This window comes from Kitasatospora paranensis (genome assembly GCF_039544005.1).
Classification (GTDB): Bacteria; Actinomycetota; Actinomycetes; order Streptomycetales; family Streptomycetaceae; genus Kitasatospora; species Kitasatospora paranensis.
On sequence record NZ_BAABKV010000001.1, the window covers coordinates 6,491,646 to 6,516,707 of the forward strand.

Consider the following 25,062-nt stretch of genomic DNA (forward strand, 5'->3'; position numbering starts at 1 on the left):
CGGGACGGGCCTCGCCGTCAGGCGTCGGCGCGTTCCACCGCGGGGGCGCCCGGCTGGGCGGGCACGGCCGCGTCATGGGTGTCGACCAGGGTGGTCTCGTCGAACGGCAGACCGCCGGCCAGCACCAGCTGCAGGCGGTCGCGGTCGATCTCGCCCGTCCAGTGGCCGATCAGCACGGTGGCCACCGCGTTGCCGGCGAAGTTGGTGAGCGCGCGGGCCTCCGACATGAAGCGGTCGATGCCGACGATCAGGCCGACCCCGTCGACCAGTTCGGGCCGGTGCGACTGGAGGCCGCCGGCCAGGGTGGCCAGGCCGGCGCCGGTGACGCCGGCGGCACCCTTGGAGGCGATCACCATGAAGAGCAGCAGCGAGAGCTGCTGGCCGATCGACATCGGCTTGTCGAGCGCCTCGGAGACGAAGATCGAGGCCATCGTCAGGTAGATCGCGGTGCCGTCCAGGTTGAAGCTGTAGCCGGTCGGCACGGTGATGCCGACCACCGGACGGCTGACGCCGAGGTGCTCCATCTTGGCGATCAGCCGGGGCAGCGCGCTCTCCGAGGACGAGGTCGAGAGGATCAGCAGGAACTCTCGGCCGAGGTAGCGCAGCAGGGCGAACACGTTGACCCCGGCGACCAGTCGCAGCAGCAGGCCGAGGACGACGCCGACGAAGAGCGCGCAGGCCAGGTAGAAGCCGACCATGATCATGGCGAGGCTCTTCAGCGCCGCGGTGCCGGTGGCCCCGACGACGGCGGCCATCGCGCCGAACGCGCCGATCGGCGCCACCCACATGATCATCGACATGATCCGGAACACCAGCTTCTGCAGGTGCTCCACGCCGCGCAGCACGGGTGCGCCGGCCGGGCCCATCGCCTGGAGGGCGAAGCCGGCGAGCAGGGCCACCAGCAACGTCTGCAGCACCTTGCCCTCGGTGAGGGCGGAGAACAGGGTGGTGGGGATCGTCCCGAGCAGGAAGTCGGCGGTGCCGGTGCTCTCCCCGGCCGCAGCCTGGGCGTGCCCCGACTTGGCGAGGGCGCTGGTCAGGTGCAGGCCCGCGCCCGGGTCGATCAGGTTGCCGACCACCAGGCCGATGCCGAGGGCGACGGTGGACATCACCAGGAAGTAGCCCAGGGCGAGGCCGCCGACCCGGCCGACCTTCGCGGCCCGGCCGACCGAGCCGATGCCCAGCACGATGGTGCAGAAGATCACCGGGCTGATCATCATCTTGATCAGGTTGACGAAGCCCGTGCCGACCGGCTTCAGCCCCACCGCGAACGACGGCGCCGCCAGACCGACGACGATGCCCGCCACCACGGCGGCGACCACCGCGAGATAGAGGTAGCGGGTGCGGTCCCCGCCTCTGCTGACTGCTCCTGAGGTGGACATCTGCGGCTCCTTCGCCCTGCGTTCCCTGACGGCCCCGGGGGAGGGCCCTCCAGGACTATGGGCGCCCGCGTGACGCGGGTCACGTTTGCGTTCATAGAGTTCACACGCCCGCGGCGGGCCCCTTCCGGCGGCGACCGTGCACACTGTCCGCATGACCGCCGCCCCGCACCGACCCGCGCGCCGCCCGCTGCGCAGCCTCGCCGGGCAGCTGTTCGCCGTCCAGGTGGTGATCGTCGCCGCGGTGGTCGCCGGCGGCGCCGTGCTCGCCTACCTGTTCACCGCCCAGCGCGCCGAGGACTCCGCGCTGCGCCAGGTCACCGCCGCCGCGACCGCCGTCGCCGACGCCCCCACCGTCCGCGACGCCGCGCTGCGGCCCGACCCCACGCCCGTCGTCCAGCCGTACGCCGAGCGGGTCCGGCAGGACTCCGGGGTCGACTTCGTCACCGTGATGGACACCCACGGCATCCGCTGGGCGCACCGCGACCCCGCCCAGATCGGCCGGCCCTTCCTCGGCCACATCGACCGGGCGCTGGCCGGCGAGACCTCGCACGAGACGTACACCGGCACCCTGGGCTCCTCCGTGCGGGTGGTCACCCCCGTCCGGGACGACCGGGGCCGGGTGGTGGCCCTGGTCAGCGCGGGCATCACCGTTCAGTCGATCAGCCGGCAGCTCAGCGGCCCGATGCTCGCCCTGGTCGGCGTCGCCGCCGGCGCGCTCGTCCTCGGCGGTCTCGGCACCTACCTCGCCAACGCCCGGCTGCGCCGGCACACCCACGGCATGGGCGCCGACGAGCTCAGCCACCTCTACGAGTACCACCAGGCCACCCTGCACTCCGTCCGGGAGGGCCTGGTGCTGCTGGACCGCGACCACCGGGTGGTGCTCTGCAACGACGCCGCCCGCGAACTCCTCTCCCTGGAGGGGCAGCTGGACGGCATGCCGGTCACCGCGCTGGGGCTGCCGGAGTCCCTGGTGCACGCCGTCCTCGGCCCCGGGCCGGCGGTCGACGAGGTCCATCTGACCGCCGAGCGGGTGGTGGTGCTCAACACCTCGCCGATCGGCACCGGCCTCGGCAGCGTGCTGACCCTCCGCGACCACACCGAACTCCAGTCACTGGCAGGCGAACTGGACAGTGTCAGGGGTTTCGCCGACGCCCTCAACGCGCAGACCCACGAGGCCGCCAACCGGCTGCACGCGGTCGTCTCGCTGATCGAACTCGGGCGCCACCGCGAGGCCGTGGACTTCGCCACCGCCGAACTCGCCCTCGCCCAGCGGCTCACCGACAACGTGGTCGGCGCCGTCGGCGAGCCGGTGCTCGCCGCCCTGCTGCTGGGCAAGGCCTCCCAGGCGGCCGAACGCGGGGTCGAACTCGCCCTCACCGAGGACAGCCGGATCGACGACGGGGTGCTGCCCCCGACCTCGCCGCCCGCGACCTGGTCACCGTGCTGGGCAACCTCATCGACAACGCCGTGGACGCCGCCATCGAGAACGCCGCCCGGCAGCCCGGCCCGCCCGAGGTCACCGTCACCGCCCGGGTGTCCGGCCCCGAACTGCTGCTGCGGGTGGCCGACACCGGCGCCGGCATCGACGAGGCCGCCGCCGACGAGGTCTTCCGCCGCGGCTGGACGACCAAGCAGCACGGCCGCGGCCTCGGCCTCGCCCTCGTCGCCCAGGCCGCCCGCCGCAACGGCGGCACCGTCGAGGTCGGCCGCGACCGCGGCGCGGTGCTCACCGTCCGGCTGCCGCTGCAGCGGGAGGCCGTCCGATGACCGCCGGGATCACCGTCCTGGTCGTGGAGGACGACCCGGTCGCCGCCGACGCGCACGGCCTCTACGTCGCCCGCACCCCCGGCTTCCGGCTCGCCGCGACCGCGCACAGCTGCGCCGGCGCCCTGCGCGCGCTGGACCGCGCCCGGGCCGCCGGCCGGCCCGTCGACCTGATCCTGCTCGACCTCCACCTGCCGGACGGCCACGGCCTCGGGCTGTGCCGCACGCTCCGTGCGGCCGGGCACACCACGGACATCATCGCCGTCACCTCGGCCCGGGACCTCGCGATGGTGCGGAAGGCGGTGTCCGCCGGCGTCGTCCAGTACCTGCTGAAGCCGTTCAGCAGCGGCGCGCTGCGCGAGCGGCTGGAGCGCTACGCCCGCTACCGCGCCTCGCTCGGCCGGGACGGCGAGGCGGTCGGCCAGGACGAGGTCGACCAGGCCCTCGCACTGCTGCGCACGCCCGAACGCACGACGCTGCCCAAGGGGTTGAGCGCCCCCACGCTGGAGACCGTGGCCGGGGTGCTGCGGGCCGCCGACGCGGGCCTGTCGGCCGCGGCCGCCGGTGCCGCGGCGGGGGTCTCCCGGATCACCGCCCGCCGCTACCTGGAACACCTGGTGGACTCCGGCCAGGCCCTCCGGGAGCCGCAGTACGGGCAGGTCGGCCGTCCCGAGCTGTGCTACCGCTGGCGGTCCTGACCCGGCGTCGTCCACCGCCGGGTCAGGACCGCCGACCGGGGGTCAGGCCGTGACCGACAGGGCGTGGTGGAAGACGTTGCCGGGATCCCAGGCGGCCTTGACGCGCTGGAGGCGCGGGTAGTTGTCCTTGTAGTAGAGGGTCTGCCAGGGCACGCCGGAGGCGTTCCACTGCGGGTCCGTGAGGTCGACGTCGGGGTAGTTGATGTAGGAGCCGTCGTTGGCGGCGTTCGGGACGGGGACGCCGCCGGTGGCCGCGTACACCTCCTGGTAGAGGCCGCGCATCCAGCCGACGTGCCGGTCGTCCTGGCTGGGGTCGGGCCAGTAGGTGGTGAAGTTGGCCTTCAGCACGGAGTCGCGCTGCGGCATCGCGGTGGCGTCCGGAGCGACGGTGTTGGCCTTGCCGCCGTAGGAGTAGAGCAGCACGGAGGCGTGGCCGTCGTAGCCGGGGTCGGAGAGCCGGCGGTAGAGGGCGGATATCTGCGTGTCGTTCCAACCGCGGCGCAGGTAGGCGCCCTTGGACTTCGTCCGGTTGAAGGCGCCGGTGTCGTACGGGTCCTTGAGCGTGGCCTTCAGCCAGGGCGAGGTGGCGGTCGTCCGGGTGGACGCCGCGGCGACGCCGGTGGTCACGGCGTCGAGGTAGGAGGTCATCAGCGCGGCGGCGTCGGGCAGGGTGCCGTCGATCTGGGCGCTGAGGGTGACGGTGCCCAGCGCCGCGTTGCCGAGGATCAGCACGCTGTGCAGGCTGGCCCAGGGCGAGCCGTCGGCGCTGTTGGCGGTGTGCCAGGCGCCGTGGTTGCGGACCACGGCAGCGAAGGAGTCGGCCGTCAGGTCGGCCCACTTCCACACCACGGTGGCCTTGAGCAGGGTGGCCGGCGGCTTCGGCAGCAGACCGGCGGGGTCGGTGCCGGTGGCGGCCGGGGTGCGGAACCAGTACCGGGTGACGACGCCGAAGTTGCCGCCGCCCCCGCCCGTGTGGGCCCACCACAGTTCGCGGTTGGGGTCGCCCGGGTCACTGGTGGCGACCACCGCGCGGGCGGTCCCGCCGGCGTCGACCACGACGACCTCCACCGCGTACAGGTGGTCGACGACGGAACCGTGCTGGCGGCACATCGCGCCGTACCCGCCGCCCTGGACGTGGCCGCCGACGCCCACCGTCGGGCAGGTGCCGCCGGGGACGGTGACCCCCAGTCGAGGTAGAGCGTGCGGTAGACGTGCCCGAGCATCGCTCCGGCCTCCACCATGAAGGCGCGCCGGGCGGGGTCGTAGGCGACGGCGTTCATCTCGGACACGTCGATCAGGATCCGGACGGCGGGGTCGTCGACCAGGCCGTCCAGGCAGTGGCCGCCGCTGCGGACGGCGATGCGCTTGCCGGCCCGGACGGCGTCGCCGACCGCCGCGACCACCTGGCGCGTCGAGTGGACGACCCGCACCGCGTCGGGCTGGGCGGCGAAGCGGCCGTTGTACCCGCGGGAGACCAGATCGAGGTAGCGGCTGTCGCTCGCGGTGACGGTCGCGGCGGCCGGCAGCACCCCGGTGACCGGATCGACAAGAACATCGACAGCCTTGTCAATATCGGAGTCACCCAGGGGGCGGCGGCCGCCCTATCGAGCTCCGCGCCGGTGAGGACGAACGCGGCGGCGGTGCCGCCCAGTGCGGTCGCCGTACGCAGGATCCCGCGACGGGACATTTCGGCCACGATGAACACCAAACCCTTTCCTCGGAAAAGCCGTGAGCTGTTCCGGGTGCTCCGGGGATGCCCGGACAATCGCACTCGGTGCGGACACCAAGCACGTTATGGGCGTTCCGGGGAGGTGGGCGGTGGCCGGCCGGCCCGCCGCATACTGCGCCAGGTGCGGGTCCACGCTGTGGAATCTCCGGTCCGGCCGGACTCGGCCGGACGGCCGTGGCGCGGAAATCGACCCGCGGGTCTCTTCTGGCGGGAAATGATTCCCGGCCGCCCGGAGGCGGCTCCGGGGCGGCCCGGCGTGCGGCGGCCGGGTGTCAGGGGTGGGCAGGACGGGCCAGCCGCTGTCCCGCGCGAGTTCGGCCATCAGCGGATCGCCGCCCACCACCCGGGGGTTGCCCACGACCCGCAGGATGGTCAGGCCCTCCCGGTGGTCCCCGTAGGCGAAGCACTGGGCGGCGTCGAGTCCGAGCCGGACCATCGCCTCCACGACCACCTCCGAGCCGGCGGCCGCGCTCGGGGCGCCGGCGTACAGGACCAGGTCGGCCGCGAGTCCGGTGCCGTGGGTGGTCGCGCCGCCGGGGGCGGGTCGGCGGTGACGCAGACCAGCAGGTCGCCGGCGGAGCGGTGGCGGGCCGCGGCCTCCCGGACGGCCGGCGCCGAGCCGGATGCCAGCAGGTTGTGCCTGAGGTCGAAGAACGCCGCCCGGCGACGCGCTTGAGTGAGCATGCCGTGGTCCCCCTGGTCGTTGTCCGCCGCAGGGGCCACCTGCGCGGTCTGCGTCATCATGCCCCACCCGGGTTCTGATCGTGAAGGTCGATTTTTGACAGCCAGTAAAGGTCTTCGGCGAGTTCTCATGGGCCGTCCGGCCCCTGTGTTGTTGAGGTGGGGGCCGCTTAGTGGATGACAAGCCGGCATTTATGTCATGTCCATGAATGCTTGCTTGACAAGCTGACTTGACAGGATTTGACAATGAGTGTTGTATCTGCCTCGACAAGGTCGCCTAGCCGAGGGAAGCGAGATGGCCGAGCGGGAGAGCGGGACGGTCGGGATCATCCTGGCCGGCGGGCGGGGTGAGCGCGCGAAGCCGATCACCTTGGAGTCCGCCGACTACATCCGGAGCAAGGCGCTGATCCCCTTCGCGGGCCGTCGGCTGATCGAGTGGGTGGTCGACGCCTGCCGCGAACAGGGCATCAGACGCTTCTACGTGGTGGCCCAGGGTCTGGAGAACCGGAGCCAGATCAAACTGCTGCTCGGCCACGGCGAGCGGTACGGGGTGGAGGTGCGCTACTCGCGCTCCAGCTTCGACCGCTACAACGTCGGGTCCGGCGCGGCCACCCTGCACAACCTGGAGCAGTGGGACCTCGGCGGCCGCGCCCTCGTCCTGCCGGTGGACTCGATCTTCGACTTCTCCCTGGAGGAGCTGGAGGCCACCCACCGCGCTTCCGACGCGGTGGTCACCGTCGCCGCGGTGGCCCGCAGCCCGCTGGAGGTGGCGGGGAAGTACGGGGCGATGCGCACCGACGGCGACGGCCTGGTCTCCGGCTTCGTGGAGAAGCCCGGCCTCGGGCTCATCCACGAGCTCTTCCCGGAGGCGACCACCGACAGCTGCGCCCTCGTCCCCACCAACGCGGGGATGTACCTCGTCGACTGCGACCGCCTGCGGCTCGCCGCCCGCGAGCCCGAGCTGATGCGGCAGGCGCAGCAGAGCCTCGACTGGGGCGGCGACCTGCTGCCCTGGCTGGTCCGCAACGGACGGGCCGTCGCGGCCCACCACATCGCCCGGCTCGGCGACCTCGGCAACGTCCAGGACTACCTGCTGACGCTCCGTCACGTGCTGTCCGGGACGTACGCCCAGATGAACCAGCTGATGCCGGACCCGCGCAGCGAGCAGCCGCGCTACTGGATCCACGAGAGCTCCCTGCACACCAAGGACGACATCTCCGGGACGACCCTCGCCGACAAGATCGCCCAGGGCGACGTCACGGTCGGCCCGGGCGTGCGGATCGGCCGGGACGTCACCGTCGGCTCCGGGGTCCGCCTGGAGTACACCGACATCGGCGACGGCGCCGAACTGCGGGAGGGCGCCCGCCTCAGCGGGGCCGCCCTCGGCGACTCCTCGGTCATCGGCCCGTACGCGCGGATCACCGACTCCTACATCGGCCCGATGGCGGAGATCCACTCCGCCCGGGACCGGCCCGCGCTGCTCGACGGCTACTGCGCGGTGGGCGACGGCGCCCACCTGTGGCAGGGCAGCCGGCTCTCCGGGGTCAGCGTCTACCCGCGGCTGCGGGTGCCGGCCCTCGCCAACCTGCCCGCCGGCACCGCGCTCACCAGCTCCGACGACATCCTGCGCTGGGTCTGAGCACCCGCCCGCGCACCGCACCCGAACTCCCGATGGAGGAAGTGATGGACAGCCCCGTGGTCGTGCTCGGCGGCGCCGGCAGGCTCGGCCGCCTCATCGTGCAGCGCCTGCTGGACCGGAGTGAACAGGTACGCGTCGTCGGCCGGAGCGTGCAGAGCGCCCGCCGCAGCCTGCCGCCCGGCGCGGTGTTCCACCGCGCCGACGTACGTGAACCCGAGAGCCTCGGCGAACCGCTGGCCCGCAGCGCCGCCCTGGTCTACTGCGTGGAGCCCGGGACGGACGACAGCGGACCGGACCGGCCGGAGACCACCGTCCACCAGGGCGTGCTGCACGCCCTGGCCGCCGCGACGCAGGGCGGCAACCGGCCGCGCGTGGTGCTCGTCAGCCAGATCCACGCGACCCACCGCACACACCCGCTGAACGCCTACGGCCGGGTGCTGGACTGGCGGCTCGCCGGCGAGGAGGCCGTCCGCAGCTCCGGCCTGCCGTACACCGTCGTCCGGCCCGGCTGGCTGACCGACCTGCCGGGCGGCGCCCGGGTGCGGCTGGAGCAGGGCGACCGTGGCTTCGGCCAGGTCGCCCGCGAGGACGTCGCCGAGGCCTGCGTCCAGGCGCTCTACCACCGGGCGGCCGACGGCGTCACGTTCGAGATCTTCAACGAGCCCGGCTTCGCGGCGACCCGCTGGCCGGAGGCCTTCGCCGCGCTGCTGGGCGACCGCACGCCGGTCGGCTGACCCGCCCCCGCAGCCGCCGCCCCGAAACCCCGAGCCCCCGACCCGCCGGCCGCAGAGGAATGACGACGCGCATGACCGAACGCCAGGCAGCCCGCAGCTCCGCCGTCGCGGCGGCGGAGGTCCGCCCCGGCCGCCCCCAGCCGCTGGGCGCCACCCTCGACCGGGAGGGTGTCAACTTCTCGCTGTTCTCCGAGCACGCCACCCGGGTCCAGCTGCTGCTGTTCGACCACTACGAGGACCTGGCGCCGAGCCGGGTCGTGTCGCTCGACCCGGAGCGCCACCGCAGCTACCACTTCTGGCACTGCCACCTCACCGGCCTGACCGCCGGCCAGGTGTACGCCTACCGGGTCGACGGCCCGCGCCGCACCCGGGAGTCGGGCACCTTCTTCAACCCCCGCAAGGTGCTCCTCGACCCGTACGCCCGGGCCAACGTCAACTCGCTCTGGGACCGCGCCCGGGCGCTGGGGCCGGAGGACAACTGCGCCTGGTCGATGCGCAGCATGGTGGTGGACCTGGAGGGCTACGACTGGGAGGGCGACGAGCCGCTGCGCACGCCGCTCGCCGACACCGTCCTCTACGAGGTGCACGTCGGGGGCCTCACCGCCTCGCCGACCTCCGGCGTGCGGCACCCCGGGACGTTCAGCGGGGTGGTCGAGAAGATCCCGTACCTGAAGGAGCTCGGCATCACCGCGGTCGAGCTGCTGCCGGTGTTCGACTTCGACGACCGGCAGGTGCTCCGGGTCGGTCCGGACGGCACCCCGCTGCACAACTACTGGGGCTACGACCCGTTCGGCTTCTTCGCCCCGCACACCGGGTACTGCTCGGACCCGTGCGAGTGCACCCACATCACCGAGTTCCGCGACATGGTGAAGGCACTCCACCGGGCCGGCATCGAGGTCATCCTGGACGTGGTCTTCAACCACACGTCGGAGGGCAACGAGCACGGCCCCACGATCAGCTTCCGGGGGCAGGCCAACGAGGTCTACTACCACCTCTGGCCGCAGGACCGGCGCCACTACATGGACTTCACCGGCTGCGGCAACGCGGTCAACGCCAACCATCCGGCGGTGGCGAAGTTCATCATCGAGTGCCTGGAGTACTGGGTCACCGAGCACCACGTGGACGGCTTCCGGTTCGACCTCGCCTCCGAGCTCTCGCGCGGTGCCGAGGGGTACGAGATGGACGTGCCGCCGGTGCTCTGGGGCATCGAGCTGTCCGGCATCCTCTCCGAGTCGAAGATCATCGCGGAGCCGTGGGACGGCGGCGGCCTGTACCAGGTCGGCCGGTTCCCCGGGAAGCGCTGGTCGCAGTGGAACGGCCCGTACCGGGACGACGTGCGGCAGTTCGTCCGCGGCGACGCGGGCCTGGTCGGCACCGTCGCCGACCGGCTCGGGGGCTCCCGCGACCTCTTCGGCAAGGACGGCGAACTCCCCACCAACAGCGTCAACTTCATCACCTGCCACGACGGTTTCACGCTCAACGACCTGGTGAGCTACGACGAGAAGCACAACTGGGCGAACGGGGAGGCCGGCGCCGACGGCGCGGGCGAGAACTTCAGCTGGAACTGCGGCGTCGAGGGGCCCAGCGACGCCGAGGACGTCGAGAAGCTGCGGGTGCGGCAGATCAAGAACCACGCGGCGCTGCTGCTGCTCAGCCGGGGCGTGCCGATGATCCTGGCCGGCGACGAGTTCCGCAACAGCCAGGGCGGCAACAACAACGCCTACTGCCAGCAGAACGAGGTCTCCTGGCTGGACTGGGAGCAGGCCGAGAAGGAGACCGAGGTCCGCGCCTTCTTCCAGGGGATGATCGCGCTGCGCAAGCGCCACCGCGCCCTGCGGGAGGCCCGGTTCTTCTCCGGCCGGACGAACGAGCGCGGACTGCCCGACGTCACCTGGCACGGCACCGTGCTGGAGCAGCCCGGCTGGGACGACCCGCACGCCCGGGTGCTCGCCCTCACCCTCGCCGGCTTCGACGGCGACCCCGACCTGCACGTCATTCTCAACATGTTCCACCTGGGCCTGGACTTCGAACTGCCGGCCGTCGACGGGCACCGCTGGACCCGTCTGGTGGACACCGCGGCCGCGGCCGGCGAGGACGTCCTCGCCCCGGAGGCCGGCGTCCCCGTGCCCGGCCCGACCCACCACGCCCAGGGCCGCAGCGTCGTCGTCCTGGCGGCGCTGCCCGACTCGGGAGGAACCCACCGATGACCACACCCCAGACCCGGCGCACCTACTCCGACAGCATCGCCGGGTACGTCACCGCCTACGAGCCCGGGCACGACCGGTTCGGCCTGCGGACCTCGGACGGCCGGGAGTTCACCATCCACCTGAACGGCCTGCTCGGCTCCGAGATCGTCCGCAACCTCGGCGACGAGCCGCGCGACACCGGCGACGCCACCCGCGACATGCTCGCCGAGGGCCGCTACGTCTTCGTCTACGGGCTCTTCTACCAGTGGGACGGCGGCGAGCGGATCGAGGCCCGCCAGATCGTCTTCCCGGAGACCAGCCGCGGCAGCTACGTGTTCGAGGACCCGGCCTGGTGGGTCCAGCAGGCCGGCGAGATCGCCGACTTCTACCTGCGCGGGCACTTCCCGCAGGGACCCGGCCCGGACGGCCGCTACGACTGGCGCGACTTCCGGACGAAGCTGACGCTCGGCGGCACCCACCTGCCGGACTTCGCGGGTGACGACGTCCGTCAGGAGACCGACACCATCTCCCGGATGGTCTACGGGCTGGCCACCGCATTCCTGCTGACCGGCGAGGAGCGCTTCCTGGCCGCCGCCGAGTCCGGCACCGAGTACCTGCGCGAGCACATGCAGGTCGCCGACGACGAGGAGGGCGTCGTGTACTGGTACCACGGCGTCGACATCGGCGAGAACGGCCAGCGCAAGGTCTTCGCCTCCGAGTTCGGCGACGACTTCGACGCCGTCCCGATGTACGAGCAGATCTACGCCCTGGCCGGCCCCACCCAGACCTACCGGATCACCGGCGACCCGCGGATCCTCTCCGACATCGACCGGACGGTCGAGCTGTTCCAGCGCCACTTCCGCGACGAGGTCCGCGGCGGCTTCTTCTCCCACCTCGACCCGATCACCATGGACCCCCGGGCCGACTCGCTGGGCCGCAACCGCTCCCGGAAGAACTGGAACTCCGTCGGCGACCACGCACCGGCCTACCTGATCAACGCCTACCTCGCCACCGGCCGCGAGGACTTCGCGGACCTCCTGGAGGAGACCGCCGACACCATCGTGGCGCGCTTCCCGGACGAGCCGAACAGCCCGTTCGTGCAGGAGCGCTTCCACGAGGACTGGAGCCCCGACCGCACCTGGGGCTGGCAGCAGGACCGCGCCGTCGTCGGCCACAACCTCAAGATCGCCTGGAACCTGACCCGGATCCGCGCCCTGCGCGACAAGCCCGAGTACGCGGCCCTCGCCGAGCGGATCGCCGAGATCATGCCGGCCGTCGGCAGCGACCAGCAGCGCGGCGGCTGGTACGACGTGGTCGAGCGCGTCGCCGACCCGGACACCGGCCTGCACCACCTGGTCTGGCACGACCGCAAGGCCTGGTGGCAGCAGGAGCAGGCGATCCTGGCGTACCTGATCCTGGCCGGCGTCACCGGTGACCCGGAGCACCGCCGGCTGGCCCGTGAGGCCGCCGCCTTCCACAACGCCTTCTTCCTCGACTACGACGACGGCGGCGTCTACTTCAACGTGCTGGCCAACGGCATTCCGTACCTGGTCGGCACCGAGCGGCTCAAGGGCAGCCACTCGATGGCGGGCTACCACTCGCTGGAGCTCTGCTACCTGGCGGCCACCTACACCGGGCTGCTGGTCGGCTCCGCCCCGCTCACGCTGCACTTCCGCCCGCAGCCCGGGGCCTTCCCCGACCACGTGCTGCGCGTCGCGCCCGACCTGCTGCCGTACGGCACCGTCCAGTTGTCCCGGGTGTGGATCGACGACGAGCGCCACGAGGACTTCGACGCCAAGCAGCTCACCGTCCGGCTGCCCGTCAGCAGCAGGCCGCTGCGGGTGCGGGTGGAGATCGAGCCGGTCGACATGCGGCTGCGGGTCTCCAGCGACTTCGACGGCCGCACCGCGCACATCCACTGCGAGGGCGTGATCGACCGTGAGGAGCTCGACAAGTTCCGCCGCTGCCTGACCGAGGCGCTGTCGGTGGAGCCCCGGCGGGTGGAGTTCCACCTCTGCCAGGTCACCGAGCTCGCCAGGCCGGCCATCAACGAACTCCTCTTCCAGCGCACCAAGATCGGCCTCGACGTCGACTTCGTGATCGTCGGCTGCACCCTGCCGGAGGTCACCCGGGCGCTGCTGGCCACCGACGCGTTCCTGATCGACGAGGACAGCCGCTGCAGCACGGACTGACCGCCGTGACCCTGCCCCCGCCGGCCACCGCCCGGCGGGGGCAGGGGCCGCCCACCGCCATCGTGCCCGCACTCACCCAAGGACCGACCGTGCCCATGATCTCGAACCTCCGTTCACCGCGTGCGGCCCTGCGGCAGGACGGCCTCTCCGCGTACTGCCAGGACCTCTTCGCCGACTTCGCCCGCTCCGACCAGCGCCGCTGGGGCGAGGTGTACCTGCGGGGGCTGCTCCAGACACCGGGGCGCAAGACACCCGCCGCGATCTCCGAACAGGTGCTGGGCCGCCGGACGGTCCAACCGATCCAGCAGTTCGTCAACCAGAGCACCTGGGAGGCGGGCGACGTCCGCCGCCGGCTGGCCGAACTCGTGGGCGCCGCGGCCCCGCCGCAGGCCTGGTCCGTCCAGGACGTGGTGTTCCCCAAGAACGGCACCCGCTCGGCGGGTGTGGCCCGGCAGTTCGTGCCCCGCCAGGGCCGGATGATGAACTGCCAGCTCGCGGTCGCCACCTCGCTGGTGTCGCAGCACGGGAGCCAGCCGGTCAACTGGCAGCTGGTGCTGCCGCGGCACTGGGACGCCGACGAGGAGCTGCGCAGCCAGGCGCACGTGCCGGACGGCGTCCGGTGCCTGCCCCGGCACCGCCTGGTGCTCGACTCGCTCGACGAGATGCTGGGGGAGTGGGACGTCCCGCTCGCGCCGGTGCTCGCGGACTGGAGCCACGAGACGGAGGTCGAGCCGCTGCTGGTGGGCCTGGAGGAGCGCGGCCTCGGGTACCTGGTGCAGACCGGCGCCGCGACCGTGCTGCAGGCCGGCGCCGGCGGCGCCCACCGCGCCGTCCCGCTCGCCCACCGGGTGCACCGGGCGCCGGCCGCGGTCCGCCGCCGCGCGGCCGAACTCGCCGACGAGCTGGGGCCGCAGGGCGAGCGCGCGGTGCTGGCCTGGCGGGACGCCCCGGACGCCCGGGCCCGCCACTCGCAGTTCGTGGTGGCGCCGCTCACCGCCGGGCGGCGCGGCGCGGGCGGGCCGGCCGCGGCCCGGCACCTGGTGGTGGAGTGGCCGTTCGGACGCTCCCAGCCGCGCACCTACTGGGTGACCAACCTGCCGGTGCAGCGGCTGCCCGAGCTGGTGGCCCTCGCCGAGCTGCGCGGCCGGGCCGCCGCCGACTTCGAGCGGCTGCACCGCGACTACGGCCTCGGCGACTTCGAGGGCCGCTCCTTCCGCGGCTGGCACCACCACGTGACGCTGGCCTCCGCGGCCCTCGGCTACGACCTGCTGCACGGCCTGGCCCGGGAGCGCGGCGAGGACGGCAGCTCGGCCACCGGCTGAGCCGGCGACGCGGTGGGGGCGGGCCCGGCCGGGCCCGCCCCCACCGCGTCGCCGCACGGTCAGGCGGCGTACGGGAACGGCACCCCGGTCAGCTCCTCGCTGATCGACCGCAGCCGGGCCCGGGCCGCGCTGTCGTACGCCTGACTGCTGGCCCGGGCCTCCGTCGAGCGGTCGAAGTACCGGCCGGTGACCCCGTCCAGCGACGGGTCGGTCACCAGCCGCAGCGTGTGCCGCACGCCGTCCGCGACGGTGCTCTGCGGCGTGAAGAGGCCCACCACCATCTTGGTCGGCATGTAGGACGCCGGGTGCAGGGCGTTCACCGTGACCCCGGTGCCCTCCAGCGCCGCCGCGAGGTCGACGGTCAGCATCACCTGGGCGAGCTTGGCCTGGCAGTAGGCCTGGACGCCGTCCCAGCGGCGGCGCAGCATCACGTCGTCGAAGTTGACCGGCGCCTGGCCGGCCGAGCTGACGTTGACGATCCGGGCCGGCGCCGAGCGGACGAGCAGCGGGGCCAGCCGCACCGCCAGCACGTACGCGGCCAGGTAGTCCACCTGGAAGGTCAGCTCGTGGCCGTCCCAGCTCTCCTGGCGGTCCAGTTCGACGCCGATGCCGGCGTTGTTCACCAGCACGTCCAGCCGGTCGAGGGCGCCGGCCTCGTCCGCCAGCCGGTGGATGTCGGAGAGCCGCGCGAAGTCCGCCAGCAGGTAGCTGATCCGGTCGTTCCCGGTCTTCGCGCGCAGCTCCTCGACCAGGGCCTCGCCCTTGTCCTTGCTGCGGCCGTGCAGCACCAGGGTGGCGCCCTGGGCCGCGAGTTGCGCGGCCATGGCCCGGCCGAGGCCGTCGGTCGCTCCGGTGATGAGGATGGTCTGTCGGTCGATGGGGGTCACGATGGCGCCTCCGGGGATGGGCGCGGCCGGACGGGGCCGCAGGGAAGGGTGCTGCCCGGAAGCAGGTCGGGGCTTCCGGGCAGCGGGGGCGGGGTCAGACGATCGGGTGACCGCTCGCGGTGTTCTCCGGGACATCGGTCGTGACGTCCCAGTGCTCGGCGATCCGGCCGTCCTCGATCCGGAAGACGTCCACCACGGCCATGCCGCGGTCGCCGTCCTGCGCGGTGAAGTGGCTGTGGGTGAAGACCAGGTCGCCGTCGGCGGCGATCCGACGGATCTCGAACCGGCCCTCGGGGACCTGGGTCCTGAAGCCGGCGATGAAGGTGGTCAGCGGGGAGATCCCGTCGGGGAGGTTCGGGTTGTGCTGGACGAGTCCGGCGGCCAGGTACTGGTCGGCCTCGTCGACCTTGCCCTGGTTCCAGACGTTCTCCAGGTAGTCCGTCACCAGCTGCTTGTTCTCTGCGGACATCGTTGACTCTTCCGTTTCGTCAGGAGTTGGACGGTGCGGGGACCGGACGCGCGGCGGGAGCCGGCTCCGGGGTCTTGGTGGCGCGCCCGGACAGCAGCTGGGTGCCGCCGGCCGCGAACAGGAGCAGCAGGGCCACGCCCGGCAGCCAGGTGGCGCCCACCGGCGCCAGGAACGTCGAGCCGAGCAGGCTGCCCAGGCTCATGCCCAGGTAGAGCGCGGCCGCGTTGAGGGCCAGGATCAGCCCCGGGTGGGACGGCAGGATGGCGATCAGCCGGGCCTGCTGCGGCGCCTGGTACATCTGGCTGAAGAAGGCCCAGACCGCGAAGATCAGCAGACCGGCGACCGCCGCCCTCGGCGTGACGACCAGCGCCGCCAGCGCCACGCCGAGACCGGTCAGCGAGACGGTGATCGTCCGGGTGCCGCCGAGCCGCTCGCTGATCCGGGGAGCCAGCCCGTTGCCGAGCACGCCGATGATGCCGAACGCCATCAGGGTGCCCGACACCATGCCCGCCGAGGCGCCGAACCGGGCGGCCAGGTAGGCACCCGCCACCGCGTACACGGTGAACTGGGCAGCCATGAACAGCAGGGTGGTCGCCACCGTCGGCAGCGCGCCCGGGGTCCGCAGCGCGGCCCGGTACGCCTGGGCGGTGGGCGGTTCGCCGGCCGGGATGTCCGGCACCAGCACCGCGACCAGCACCAGGGCGACCGCGGACAGCACGGCGACGCCCAGCAGGGCGGGCCGCCAGCTGAGCGTGGAGCCCAGGAACGACGCCAGCGGGACGCCGAGCACCGACGCGGCGGTCATGCCGCCGAACACGGTGGCCAGGGCGCGGTGCCGTCGCTCCGGCGCGACGATCGCCGCACCGGCGGCCGAGGAGGCGGGTCCGAAGACCGCGGCGCCGAGGGCGCCGAGCACCCGGGTCGCCACCATGGTGCCGTAGCCCTGGGCGAGGGCGCTGAGCGCACCGCCGACGGTCAGCAGGGCGAGTCCCAGCAGCAGGACCTTCTTGCGGTCCATGGTGCGCAGCAGCGCCGGCGCGGTGGGCGCGGCCACCGCGAAGGTGAGCGCGAACACGGTGACCAGCAGGCCGACGCTGGCCGGGGCGACGTGCAGGCTCTTGCCGATCGGCGCGTTGAGGCCGACGACGGCGAGCGAGGTGGTGCCCAGGCTGAAGTAGCCGAGGGCGAGGGCGGACAGGGCGGGGGTGGGGTTTCGAGGATTCACGGGACCTCGTTTCGCAGGGGTTTCGGTGCACGTCGAGCGGACGGGGTGATCGGCAGCTGCCGGATGTGCCCGGGGTCGTGGCCACCCTTGTCCCGATCCGCCGCCGCGCCGGTCGGGCGGTGGGCCGCGGACCGGTCGTCGGGGGCTCTTCTTCCACCGGAAACGCTAACGAGTCGGCGGGTGCCGGTTCCCGTGCCGGCCGCTCGGTCGCACACTGTGGGAGCTGTTGCCTGACATTGCGTCAACTTCGTTGTTCTCTTTACCCGGAGAGGCGGTCCGCGGAGGGCCGGGGCCGCTGCGCGGAGCGCTGGAACAGCAGCGGGACGCTGCGCCCGGTGGCCACCAGCCAGTGCTCCAGGCCGTTGACGGCGACCAGCAGGACGGCGGTCGCGCCCAGGGTGGCGATGGCGGGCAGGAACGGCGCGCCGGCCGCCAGTCCGAGCAGGCACAGGCCGGCGCCGACCCGGGTCGCCGAGGCGGCGCCGAACATCCGCCAGCGGGTGTAGCCGAAGGTCAGTGCGAAGATCGCGGCGCCGACCGGCAGCAGGACGGTGGACAGGTCGTGCGAGATCCCGGTCGGCCGGGCGACCGTCCGGGCGGTGCCCACGGCGACCAGCAGCAGGCCGGTGACGAGCAGCAGGTGGCCGTAGCTGAGCACGTCGCGGACGACCGTGCCGGGGGTGTGGTGGGTGCGCATCGAGTGCTCGACGGCCGGTGCGGCGAGGTGGAAGTACAGCCACCACAGCGCGCCGCCGATCACGAAGCTGAGCACCAGCGTGGCGATCAGGGCGCCGGTGAGCGCCCGCGCGGACGCCCCCGAGCCGACGGTCAGGAGGTTCTCCCCGAGCGCGATGATGATGAACAGGCCGAACCGCTCGGGCAGATGGGCGGCGCTGTAGGTCATGCCGTGCAGCCGCCGGCTGGACAGCGCCGGGAGCACCGCCTCGGAGAGGATCGCGGCGGCCCACACCGCGGCCCGGGCCGGCGGGCTCATGAAGGCCCCGGCGGTCAGCGCGAGGGCGAACGCGACGCCCGCCGCGTACGGGTGGATCGTCCGGGCGAACGGCCGGTCGCGGCGGGTCGCCTCGCCCATCAGCAGCCGCAGCAGCAGGTAGGAGCCGGCGAACAGCGCGGCCTCGGCGTGGCCGGTCAGCGCGTGCGGGGCGGCCACCCCCATCCCGTACGTGGCCAGGCCCGCGGCGAGCAGCAGCAGGCGCTCGACATGGGTCTCCTCGACCATGTTGACGGCGAGGGCGACATCCACCCAGGCCCACCAGAGCGGGGTGAGCACCAGGAGCGCCTCGCCGAACGTCGCCCAGCTGGGGGAGCGCGCCAGGATGTGCGTGGTCTGGCTGACCCCGAACGCGAGCACGATGTCGTAGAACAGCTCGGCCCAGGTGGCCCGGGTGCGGATCCCGTCGGCCGACGGGCCGTGGTGGTGGTGGAACATCGCTTCACCCTCTCTGCGTGGCACGGCCGTTGACGGCGGCCGGCCCGCCCGCGGGTACCGCTCCGCCGACGGGCCGACCGCACCGGGTCAGGCGGGTCGGCCGAGCTCCTCCGGGGACTGGTCGGTGTAGCCCTGGCTGACCTCGATGACGACACCGTCCGGGTCGGTGACCCAGACCGTCCGCCAGCCCGGGATGTACTCGTCGAAGCCCAGCGGGCCCAGGGAGATCGGCAGTTCGCCGTCCGCCCCGGCCAGGAAGGCGTCCACGTCGTCGACCTGGAAGGCCAGGTGCCGGACGGTGCCGGGGTTGGCCGGGCCGTCGTCCTTGCGGCCGGCGCCGGCTCGGCGTCGCTGCCGAACAGCTCCAGCCAGGCCTCGCCGCGGCGCAGGAAGAGCACCGTCCAGCCGTCGCCGGACACCACCCGGGCCCGGCGGAAGCCGAACCAGCGGGTGTAGAACTCCTCGGTGGCCGCCTGGTCACGGCAGTTCAGGCCGACGTGCGCCCAGCGCAGCGATGCGGGTGCGGTCATCGCGGCCTCACTTCCCGAGCACCGGGGCGAACGGTGCGCTGTCGTGGAAGTTCGCCATGTAGACGATCTCGCCGCCCACGATCCGGAAGTAGTTGCACACCTCCGCCTCGATCTCGATGCCGCTGTTGGTCCGGCCGGTGATGTGCGAGACCACCGCGGCCTGCTCGCCGTCGATGACGACGTGCACCGGCTTGTTGGCGAACTCCGCGTACATGTCCGGGAATCCGCGCATCATGTCGCGCAGGGTCTCCCGGCCCTCGACGTGGCCGGCCAGCTGCTCGTCCATCACGGTGCCGGACGAGAACAGGTCGCACCACGGGTCCCAGTCGCCGGCGTTGGCCAGCTCGTAGTACCGGTCCACGACGTCCCTGGTGTCCATCGGTTTCCTCCTGCGATCGGTGGGGGTGCTGCGCGGTGGTGGTGCCGGCGCCGTCCTACGGGAGCTCGACGCCGATCTGGCGCATCAGGCCGGCCGTGTCGGCCTGCACCCAGCGCTCGACGACCTTGCCGTCCTCCAGCCGGTAGACCTCCAGGCTGGTCCAGCTGACCTCGCGTCCGGTCGGCTCGATGCCGAAGAACGGGCCGACGTGCCGGCCGGTGAAGGTGATGTGCATGATCACCTTGTCCGGGTCGGCGGGGTACAGCGCGTCCAGGTGGGCGTGGAAGTCCAGCGCCTCGTGCGCGGCCACGATGATGCCCTTGAGCTCGGCGAGGCTCGCCACGCTCCAGGCCGGGTTGTTGTCCCGGAAGGTGGGGCCGAACAGGGCGTCCAGGTCGTCGTAGCGGTGCGCGTTGACGGCGTCGCTGACCTGCTGCACCACGGCGACGTTCTCGGCGCCGCGGGCGAGCTGCTCCTTGAGGCCGAGCAGGTCGTCCTGGGCCCAGCGCTCGACCAGCCGGCCGTCCTCGGCGCGCCAGATCTCGGTGGTGGTCCAGGCGACCGGGCGTCCGGTGGCGGGGATGCCGAGCACCTCGCCGCGGTGGGTGCCGGTGAGCCGCACCCGGGTGACGACCCGGTCCCCGGCGGTGAACGCCTCCTCCAGCTCGCCGCGCAGGTCGAGCGACTCGTGGACCTCCTTGATCGCCTGCTGGTAGGTCGCCAGGCTGCTGATGTCGAAGCCGGGGTGGTGGTCGACGAACGCCGGGTCGACCACCTCGGCGACGCCCTGCGGGTCGTTGCGATTCAGCGCGTCGAGGAAGCGGTGGTACAGGTCGAGGGCGTCCTGCCGGTCTGTCATCGGGGCTCTCCTTGTTCGGTCAACGGAGGATCAGATCGGCGGCCTTCTCGCCGATCATGACGCTGGGGGCGTGCGTGTTGCCGGCGGTGATCACCGGCATCACCGAGGCGTCGGCGACCCGCAGGCGGTCGATGCCGTGGACCCGGAGGTCGGGCCCGACCACGGCTTCCGGCCCCGTCCCCATCCGGCAGGTGCCGGCGGGGTGCCAGAGCGTGGTGGCGTTGGCGCGCACGTAGGCGCGCAGCTCCGCGGCGGTCGAGGCCTCCTTGCCGGGGCCGTACTCCTCGCCGCGGAACTCGTCGAACGGTGCGGTGCGGGCGAGCTCCCGGGCCAGCTCGACGCCCTCCACCAGCACCTGGAGGTCGGCGGGCTCGTCCAGGTACCCGGCCCGCACCACGGCGTTGGACAGCGGGTCGGTGTCGCGCAGGGTGACGGCGCCGCGGGCGGCGGGCAGCAGTGCGATCGGCGCGAAGGTGAACCCGGGCCCCTCCCACAACTCGTCGGGGGAGCCGGCCGGCAGGAACTTCACCGGCCCGAAGGTGAACTGGAGGTCCGGTCCGTGCCCGGGGCCGGCCGCGCCGCTGCGGGTGAACAGGCCCGCCTCGGAGAGCGGCGAGTCGTCCGGGAAGTAGCGCAGCGACTCGTAGCAGACCGGGGCGAACAGGTGGTCCTGGAGGTTCTCGCCGACCCCGGGCAGCTCCTGCACCACCGGGATGCCGAGGGCGCGCAGCCGGTCGGCGGGGCCGATGCCGGACAGCATCAGCAGCTTCGGGCTCTCGAACGCGCCGGCGCAGACGATCACCTCGCGCTCGGCCCGCAGCCGGTGCGGCCGTCCGCCGAGCAGGTACTCGACGCCGACCACCCGGGAGCCCTCCAGCAGCAGCCGGGTCGCCTGGGCGCCGGTCTCGACGGTGAGGTTCGGGCGGCCGAGCGCCGGGCGCAGGTAGGCGGTGGCGGTCGAGGACCGCCGCCCGTCCGCCGTCCGGGTGTGCTGGTAGTGGAAGCCGAAGCCCTCCTGCCGGCCGGCGTTGTAGTCGGTGTCGCCGGTGCTGTAGCCGAGTTCGGCGGCCGCGTCGACGAAGGCGCGGGCCAGCCGGCTCGGCCGCTCCGGTGCGGTGACCGCCACCGGGCCGCCGGTGCCGCGCCGGGGCGAGGGTGCCCCGGCCCAGTTCTCGGCCCGCCGCAGGTACGGCAGCACGTCCTGGTACCCCCAGCCGGGGTTGCCGAGGTCGCGCCAGCCGTCGTAGTCCCGGGGGCTGCCGTGCACCCACATCAGCGCGTTGACCGCGCTGCACCCGCCGGCCACCCGGCCGCGGGCGATCGGGACCTGCCGCCCACCGAGGCCCGGCTCGGGCTCGGTGGCGTACCCCCAGTCGATGCTCGGGCTCCAGTCGGCGGTGAGCAGCGAGAGGACCGCGTCCGCGTCGGTGCGGTGCAGTTCCTCGCGCTCCGGCCAGCCGCCGGCCTCCAGCAGGACGACCCGGTGGGCGCCGTCCTCGCTGAGCCGGGCGGCCAGTGCGCCGCCGGCCGACCCGGCGCCGACCACGACGAAGTCGGCCGCCATCAGCCGGCGTCCCCGACCGGGGTCAGGGCGCCGACCCGGTAGCGGAGGATGCGCAGGGCGCCGGTGCCGGCGTCGCGCCGCAGCTGCCAGCTCTGCTCGACCCGGAAGACCCGGAACGCGTCGTCGGCGAGGTGCTGCGCGGCCCAGACGACGACCAGTTCGATGTCGACCAGGCCGTCCTGCTCCCGGGAGTCGAAGGACTCCAGGGTGTGGGTCTGGTCGGCGAACGCCTCGCCGACCACGGTGTACCAGTCCCGGAAGTCGTCGTGGGAGCGGAGCGTCCGCTCGGGGAAGGCCATCTCCAGGCCTTCGTCCGCGACCAGTGGCAGGAGTGTGCCGACCGGGTCGTGACGGCTCAGCAGATCGAACCACTCCTGGGCGAATTCCTTGATTTCCGGACCTTGTCCGAAGGTTGCGCCGGCCATTGCCGATCCCCTTTCCGCTATTCGTGTGCGCGGTCTGGGAAGGACGCTAGAATCCGCCCGCCGGGAGCGTCAACGAGATCGGACCGGCGGGTCGGCACTGTGGGAAGTCACCTGCCATTCTTCGGCAACTCGCCTGACCAGCACCGTTCCTGCGATGAACATGCCGAAGTCCTATGCCCGACTTCGAAAGGTCCCCGGAGTGCGCCGGGGGATCTGGCGCGGAATTCGGATCGGCTGTTAGACAGAACTGCCGCAGGCGTCCTGCCGCGGTATCCGGCTGGAATTACCAGCCAGTCGATAGGAGAAAACCGCCGATGGCGAAGAAGCGAATCCTGGTCGTGCTCTCGGAGTACGGCTACTGGGGTGAGGAACTCGTCGGACCGCTGGAGACCTTCGACCGGGCCGGCTACGAGGTCACGTTCGCGACCCCGACCGGCAAGCGGGCCGCGGCCCTGCCGCCCAGCATGGACCCGGAGTACATCGACCCCCGCTGGGCCGCTCGGTCACCAGCACCGAGATGGCCGAGAAGGTGCGGCTGCTCGACCGTTCCGACCGGCTGGACGACCCGCTCGACCTGTCGTCCTGGCTGCCGGACCGGCCGTACCGCAGCCGCAGCGACTTCCTGCGCGCCTGGGAGGGCTACAACACCCGCCGCGAGCACGTCCAGGAGCAGATCGCGGCCCGCTACGACGCGCTGCTGATCGTCGGCGGCAGCGGTCCGATCGTCGACCTCGCCAACAACTGGCGGGTGCACGATCTGATCCTGGCGTTCCACGCGCTGGACCTGCCGATCGCCGCCGAGTGCTACGGCGTGGCGGCGCTGGCGTTCGCCCGCGAGCAGGACGACCGGGTGAGCATCCTGCGCAACAAGCACGTCACCGGTCACTGCATCGAGTACGACTACAAGGACGGCACCGGCTTCATGGGCACCGACTTCGTGATCGGGCCGCCGCCGTACCCGCTGGAGTACATCCTGCGCGACGCCACCGCACCCGAGGGCGCCTTCCACGGCAACTTCGGCAAGGAGACGTCGGTCATCGTCGACTACCCCTTCATCACCGGGCGCTCCACCCCCGACTCCTACCTGACCGGCCGGAAGCTGGTCGAGGTGCTGGAGCACGGCCTGCGCCAGTGGGGCTTCACCAGCTGACGCACCGCCGTCCCCCGGGGGCGGGACGGGATGCGTCCCGCCCCCGGGCCGGCGGCGACCGGACGACCACCGACGACCCGAAGGAGAAACAGACCATGGCCAGCAGGCCCGCCCGCGTGGCGATGCTCGAACAGCTCAAGGCCGACGGCGTCCCGTACATGTTCGGCAACCCCGGGACGGTCGAGCAGGGCTTCCTGGACGAGCTGCGCGGATTCCCCGAGATCGAGTACGTGCTCGCCCTCCAGGAGGCCGCCGTCGTCGGCCTCGCGGACGGCTACGCCCGCGCCACCCGCAAGCCCGCCCTGATCCAGCTGCACTCCGGCGTCGGGCTCGGCAACGGCATCGGCATGCTCTACCAGGCGATGCGCGGCCACGCCCCGCTCGTCGTGGTGGTCGGCGAGGCCGGCCTCGCGTACGACGCCATGGAGGCCCAGATGGCCGCCGACCTGGTGGCCATGGCCGAGCCGGTCACCAAGTGGGCGACCCGGGTGGTCGACCCCAACTCCACGCTGAGGGTGCTGCGCCGGGCCTTCAAGACCGCCGGCGCCCCGCCGTACGGGCCGGTCCTGGTGGTGCTGCCGGCCGACGTGCTGGACGGCCTCACCGACGAGGCCGTGGTGCCGACGAGCTACCCGGTCACCACCTCCCTGCCCGCGCCGGAGACGGTCGAGCGGGCCGCCGAGCTGCTGGCCGGTGCACAGCGGCCGCTGGTGATCGCCGGCGACGGGGTGCACTTCTCCGGCGCGCAGGCCGAACTCGCCCGGCTGGCCGAGGTGTGGGGCGCCGAGGTGTGGGGCGCGGACTGGGCCGAGGTCAACCTGCCGGTCGACCACCCCGCCTACCGGGGGCAGTTGGGCCACATGTTCGGCTCCGTCAGCAGCCGGGTCACCGCGGCCGCCGACGCGGTGCTGGTGGTCGGCACCTACGTGCTGCCGGAGGTGTTCCCGGCGCTGGACGGGGTGTTCGCGCCGGGTGCCCCGGTCGTCCACGTCGACCTGGACAGCGGCGCGATCGCCAAGAACTTCCCGGTCGACCTCGGCATCGTCGCCGACCCCCGCCGCTCGCTCGGCCTGCTCGCCGACGCGATCGGCCGCCGGGCCGGCTCCGAGCAGGCCCGCCGGGCCGCCGAGCGGCTGGCCCGCTGGGGCCGGGAGAAGGCGTCCGCCCTGGTCGAGGCGGTGGCCCGGGACGACCACGAGGCCGGCGGCCTGCCGCTGACCGCCGCCGCCTTCGGCCGCGCGCTCGCCGACCGGCTGCCCGCCGGGGCGGTCCTCTTCGACGAGGCGCTGACCAGCTCCCGGGCCTCTTCCGCTACCTGCCGCCGAACACGCCGGGGGAGTGGTTCCAGACCCGCGGCGGCTCGCTGGGCGTCGGCATCCCCGGCGCGATCGGCGCCAAACTCGCCCACCCCGACCGCACGGTGGTCGGCTTCACCGGCGACGGCGGTTCGATGTACACCGTCCAGGCGCTCTGGACGGCCGCCCGCTACGGCATCGCCGCCAAGTTCGTCATCTGCAACAACGGGCGCTACAAGCTGCTCGACGACAACATCACGCAGTACTGGGGCACCCAGGGCATCGAACCGCACGACTACCCCGGGATCTTCGACCTCACCCGCCCGGAGATCGACTTCGCCGCGCTCTCCGAGTCGCTCGGCGTCCGTGCCGTCCGGGTGGAGAAGCCCGAGCAGGTCGGCCCGGCGATCGACGCCGCCCTCGCCCACCCCGGCCCGTTCCTGATCGACCTCGTGGTCGGCCGGGCGTGACGACCCACCGCCCACAAGAGGGGAGTTGATGA

17 protein-coding genes and 5 pseudogenes are annotated in these 25,062 nt (G+C 72.9%); 9 read left to right on the plus strand and 13 right to left on the minus strand.

From position 1 onward, the window contains the following. Nucleotides 1–17: 17 nt before the first annotated feature. On the minus strand, nucleotides 18–1,382 hold the full coding sequence (locus ABEB13_RS30890; protein ID WP_345708097.1) for a cation:dicarboxylate symporter family transporter: 1,365 nt from the start codon (nucleotides 1,380–1,382) through the stop codon (nucleotides 18–20). Between the two features lie 151 nt (nucleotides 1,383–1,533). Between ABEB13_RS30890 and ABEB13_RS30895 the strand changes: the two are divergent. Both ABEB13_RS30895 and ABEB13_RS30900 read left to right on the plus strand, forming a co-directional pair. After that, nucleotides 1,534–3,149 (plus strand): annotated as a pseudogene (locus ABEB13_RS30895) (sensor histidine kinase). After that, entirely contained in the window at nucleotides 3,146–3,844 is a 699-nt protein-coding gene (locus tag ABEB13_RS30900) for a response regulator (protein WP_345708098.1), read from the plus strand. Before ABEB13_RS30895 ends, ABEB13_RS30900 begins: the two are co-directional and overlap by 4 nt. A 42-nt stretch (nucleotides 3,845–3,886) precedes the next feature. On the opposite strand, the gene ABEB13_RS30905 is transcribed toward ABEB13_RS30900, so the two are convergent. Both ABEB13_RS30905 and ABEB13_RS40805 read right to left on the minus strand, forming a co-directional pair. Next, on the minus strand, nucleotides 3,887–4,996 hold the full coding sequence (locus ABEB13_RS30905) for an FAD-binding oxidoreductase (RefSeq protein ID WP_345708099.1): 1,110 nt from the start codon (nucleotides 4,994–4,996) through the stop codon (nucleotides 3,887–3,889). Between the two features lie 20 nt (nucleotides 4,997–5,016). Beyond that, nucleotides 5,017–5,373, minus strand: a pseudogene (locus ABEB13_RS40805) (FAD-binding oxidoreductase); the annotation flags it as partial. 1,176 nt (nucleotides 5,374–6,549) lie between these two features. Between ABEB13_RS40805 and ABEB13_RS30910 the strand changes: the two are divergent. The 5 genes from ABEB13_RS30910 (at nucleotide 6,550) to ABEB13_RS30930 (ending at nucleotide 14,327) form a co-directional block, all read left to right on the plus strand. Then, nucleotides 6,550–7,893 (plus strand): sugar phosphate nucleotidyltransferase, encoded by a 1,344-nt coding sequence (locus ABEB13_RS30910; RefSeq protein ID WP_345708100.1) that lies wholly within the window; start codon nucleotides 6,550–6,552, stop codon nucleotides 7,891–7,893. Nucleotides 7,894–7,937: 44 nt separating this feature from the next. After that, nucleotides 7,938–8,627 (plus strand): NAD(P)H-binding protein, encoded by a 690-nt coding sequence (locus tag ABEB13_RS30915; protein WP_345708101.1) that lies wholly within the window; start codon nucleotides 7,938–7,940, stop codon nucleotides 8,625–8,627. Nucleotides 8,628–8,698: 71 nt separating this feature from the next. Then, nucleotides 8,699–10,834, plus strand: coding sequence for a glycogen debranching protein GlgX (glgX, locus tag ABEB13_RS30920; RefSeq protein WP_345708102.1), 2,136 nt, complete (start codon nucleotides 8,699–8,701; stop codon nucleotides 10,832–10,834). Beyond that, nucleotides 10,831–13,005 (plus strand): AGE family epimerase/isomerase, encoded by a 2,175-nt coding sequence (locus tag ABEB13_RS30925; protein WP_345708103.1) that lies wholly within the window; start codon nucleotides 10,831–10,833, stop codon nucleotides 13,003–13,005. The genes glgX and ABEB13_RS30925 overlap by 4 nt, the downstream gene beginning before the upstream one ends. A gap of 95 nt (nucleotides 13,006–13,100) precedes the next feature. After that, the gene (locus ABEB13_RS30930) at nucleotides 13,101–14,327 is read left to right on the plus strand and encodes an IS701 family transposase (protein ID WP_345708104.1); all 1,227 of its coding nucleotides are present in this window, start codon (nucleotides 13,101–13,103) and stop codon (nucleotides 14,325–14,327) included. Nucleotides 14,328–14,386: 59 nt separating this feature from the next. On the opposite strand, the gene ABEB13_RS30935 is transcribed toward ABEB13_RS30930, so the two are convergent. From ABEB13_RS30935 to ABEB13_RS30980, 10 genes and pseudogenes are all read right to left on the minus strand, one after another. After that, nucleotides 14,387–15,214 (minus strand): SDR family NAD(P)-dependent oxidoreductase, encoded by an 828-nt coding sequence (locus tag ABEB13_RS30935; RefSeq protein WP_345708105.1) that lies wholly within the window; start codon nucleotides 15,212–15,214, stop codon nucleotides 14,387–14,389. Nucleotides 15,215–15,308: 94 nt separating this feature from the next. Beyond that, nucleotides 15,309–15,683 carry a nuclear transport factor 2 family protein gene (locus tag ABEB13_RS30940; RefSeq protein WP_345708106.1) on the minus strand — a complete coding sequence of 125 codons (375 nt, stop codon included), beginning with the start codon at nucleotides 15,681–15,683 and terminating at the stop codon, nucleotides 15,309–15,311. Between the two features lie 19 nt (nucleotides 15,684–15,702). Continuing rightward, complete coding sequence (locus ABEB13_RS30945) at nucleotides 15,703–16,908, minus strand: MFS transporter (RefSeq protein WP_100887770.1); 1,206 nt, start codon at nucleotides 16,906–16,908, stop codon at nucleotides 15,703–15,705. Between the two features lie 259 nt (nucleotides 16,909–17,167). Next, the gene (locus tag ABEB13_RS30950; protein WP_345708107.1) at nucleotides 17,168–18,358 is read right to left on the minus strand and encodes a low temperature requirement protein A; all 1,191 of its coding nucleotides are present in this window, start codon (nucleotides 18,356–18,358) and stop codon (nucleotides 17,168–17,170) included. Nucleotides 18,359–18,445: 87 nt separating this feature from the next. Beyond that, nucleotides 18,446–18,625 carry a hypothetical protein gene (locus tag ABEB13_RS30955; RefSeq protein ID WP_345710019.1) on the minus strand — a complete coding sequence of 60 codons (180 nt, stop codon included), beginning with the start codon at nucleotides 18,623–18,625 and terminating at the stop codon, nucleotides 18,446–18,448. A 113-nt stretch (nucleotides 18,626–18,738) separates the two neighbouring features. Next, a pseudogene (locus ABEB13_RS30960) lies at nucleotides 18,739–18,888 on the minus strand (VOC family protein); the annotation flags it as partial. A gap of 7 nt (nucleotides 18,889–18,895) precedes the next feature. After that, nucleotides 18,896–19,267, minus strand: coding sequence for a nuclear transport factor 2 family protein (locus ABEB13_RS30965; RefSeq protein WP_345708108.1), 372 nt, complete (start codon nucleotides 19,265–19,267; stop codon nucleotides 18,896–18,898). 55 nt (nucleotides 19,268–19,322) lie between these two features. Continuing rightward, a complete protein-coding gene (locus ABEB13_RS30970) occupies nucleotides 19,323–20,126 on the minus strand; it encodes an ester cyclase (protein ID WP_345708109.1) in 804 nt (267 codons plus the stop codon). Nucleotides 20,127–20,145: 19 nt separating this feature from the next. Then, nucleotides 20,146–21,690 (minus strand): GMC family oxidoreductase, encoded by a 1,545-nt coding sequence (locus tag ABEB13_RS30975; protein WP_345708110.1) that lies wholly within the window; start codon nucleotides 21,688–21,690, stop codon nucleotides 20,146–20,148. Further along, nucleotides 21,690–22,115, minus strand: a complete 426-nt coding sequence (locus tag ABEB13_RS30980; RefSeq protein WP_345708111.1) for a hypothetical protein — start codon at nucleotides 22,113–22,115, stop codon at nucleotides 21,690–21,692. The genes ABEB13_RS30975 and ABEB13_RS30980 overlap by 1 nt, the downstream gene beginning before the upstream one ends. Nucleotides 22,116–22,429: 314 nt before the next feature. On the opposite strand from ABEB13_RS30980, the pseudogene ABEB13_RS30985 reads away from it, so the two are divergent. Then, a pseudogene (locus ABEB13_RS30985) lies at nucleotides 22,430–23,265 on the plus strand (type 1 glutamine amidotransferase domain-containing protein). Nucleotides 23,266–23,360: 95 nt separating this feature from the next. Beyond that, nucleotides 23,361–25,030: pseudogene (locus tag ABEB13_RS40810) on the plus strand (thiamine pyrophosphate-binding protein). Nucleotides 25,031–25,062: the final 32 nt, after the last annotated feature.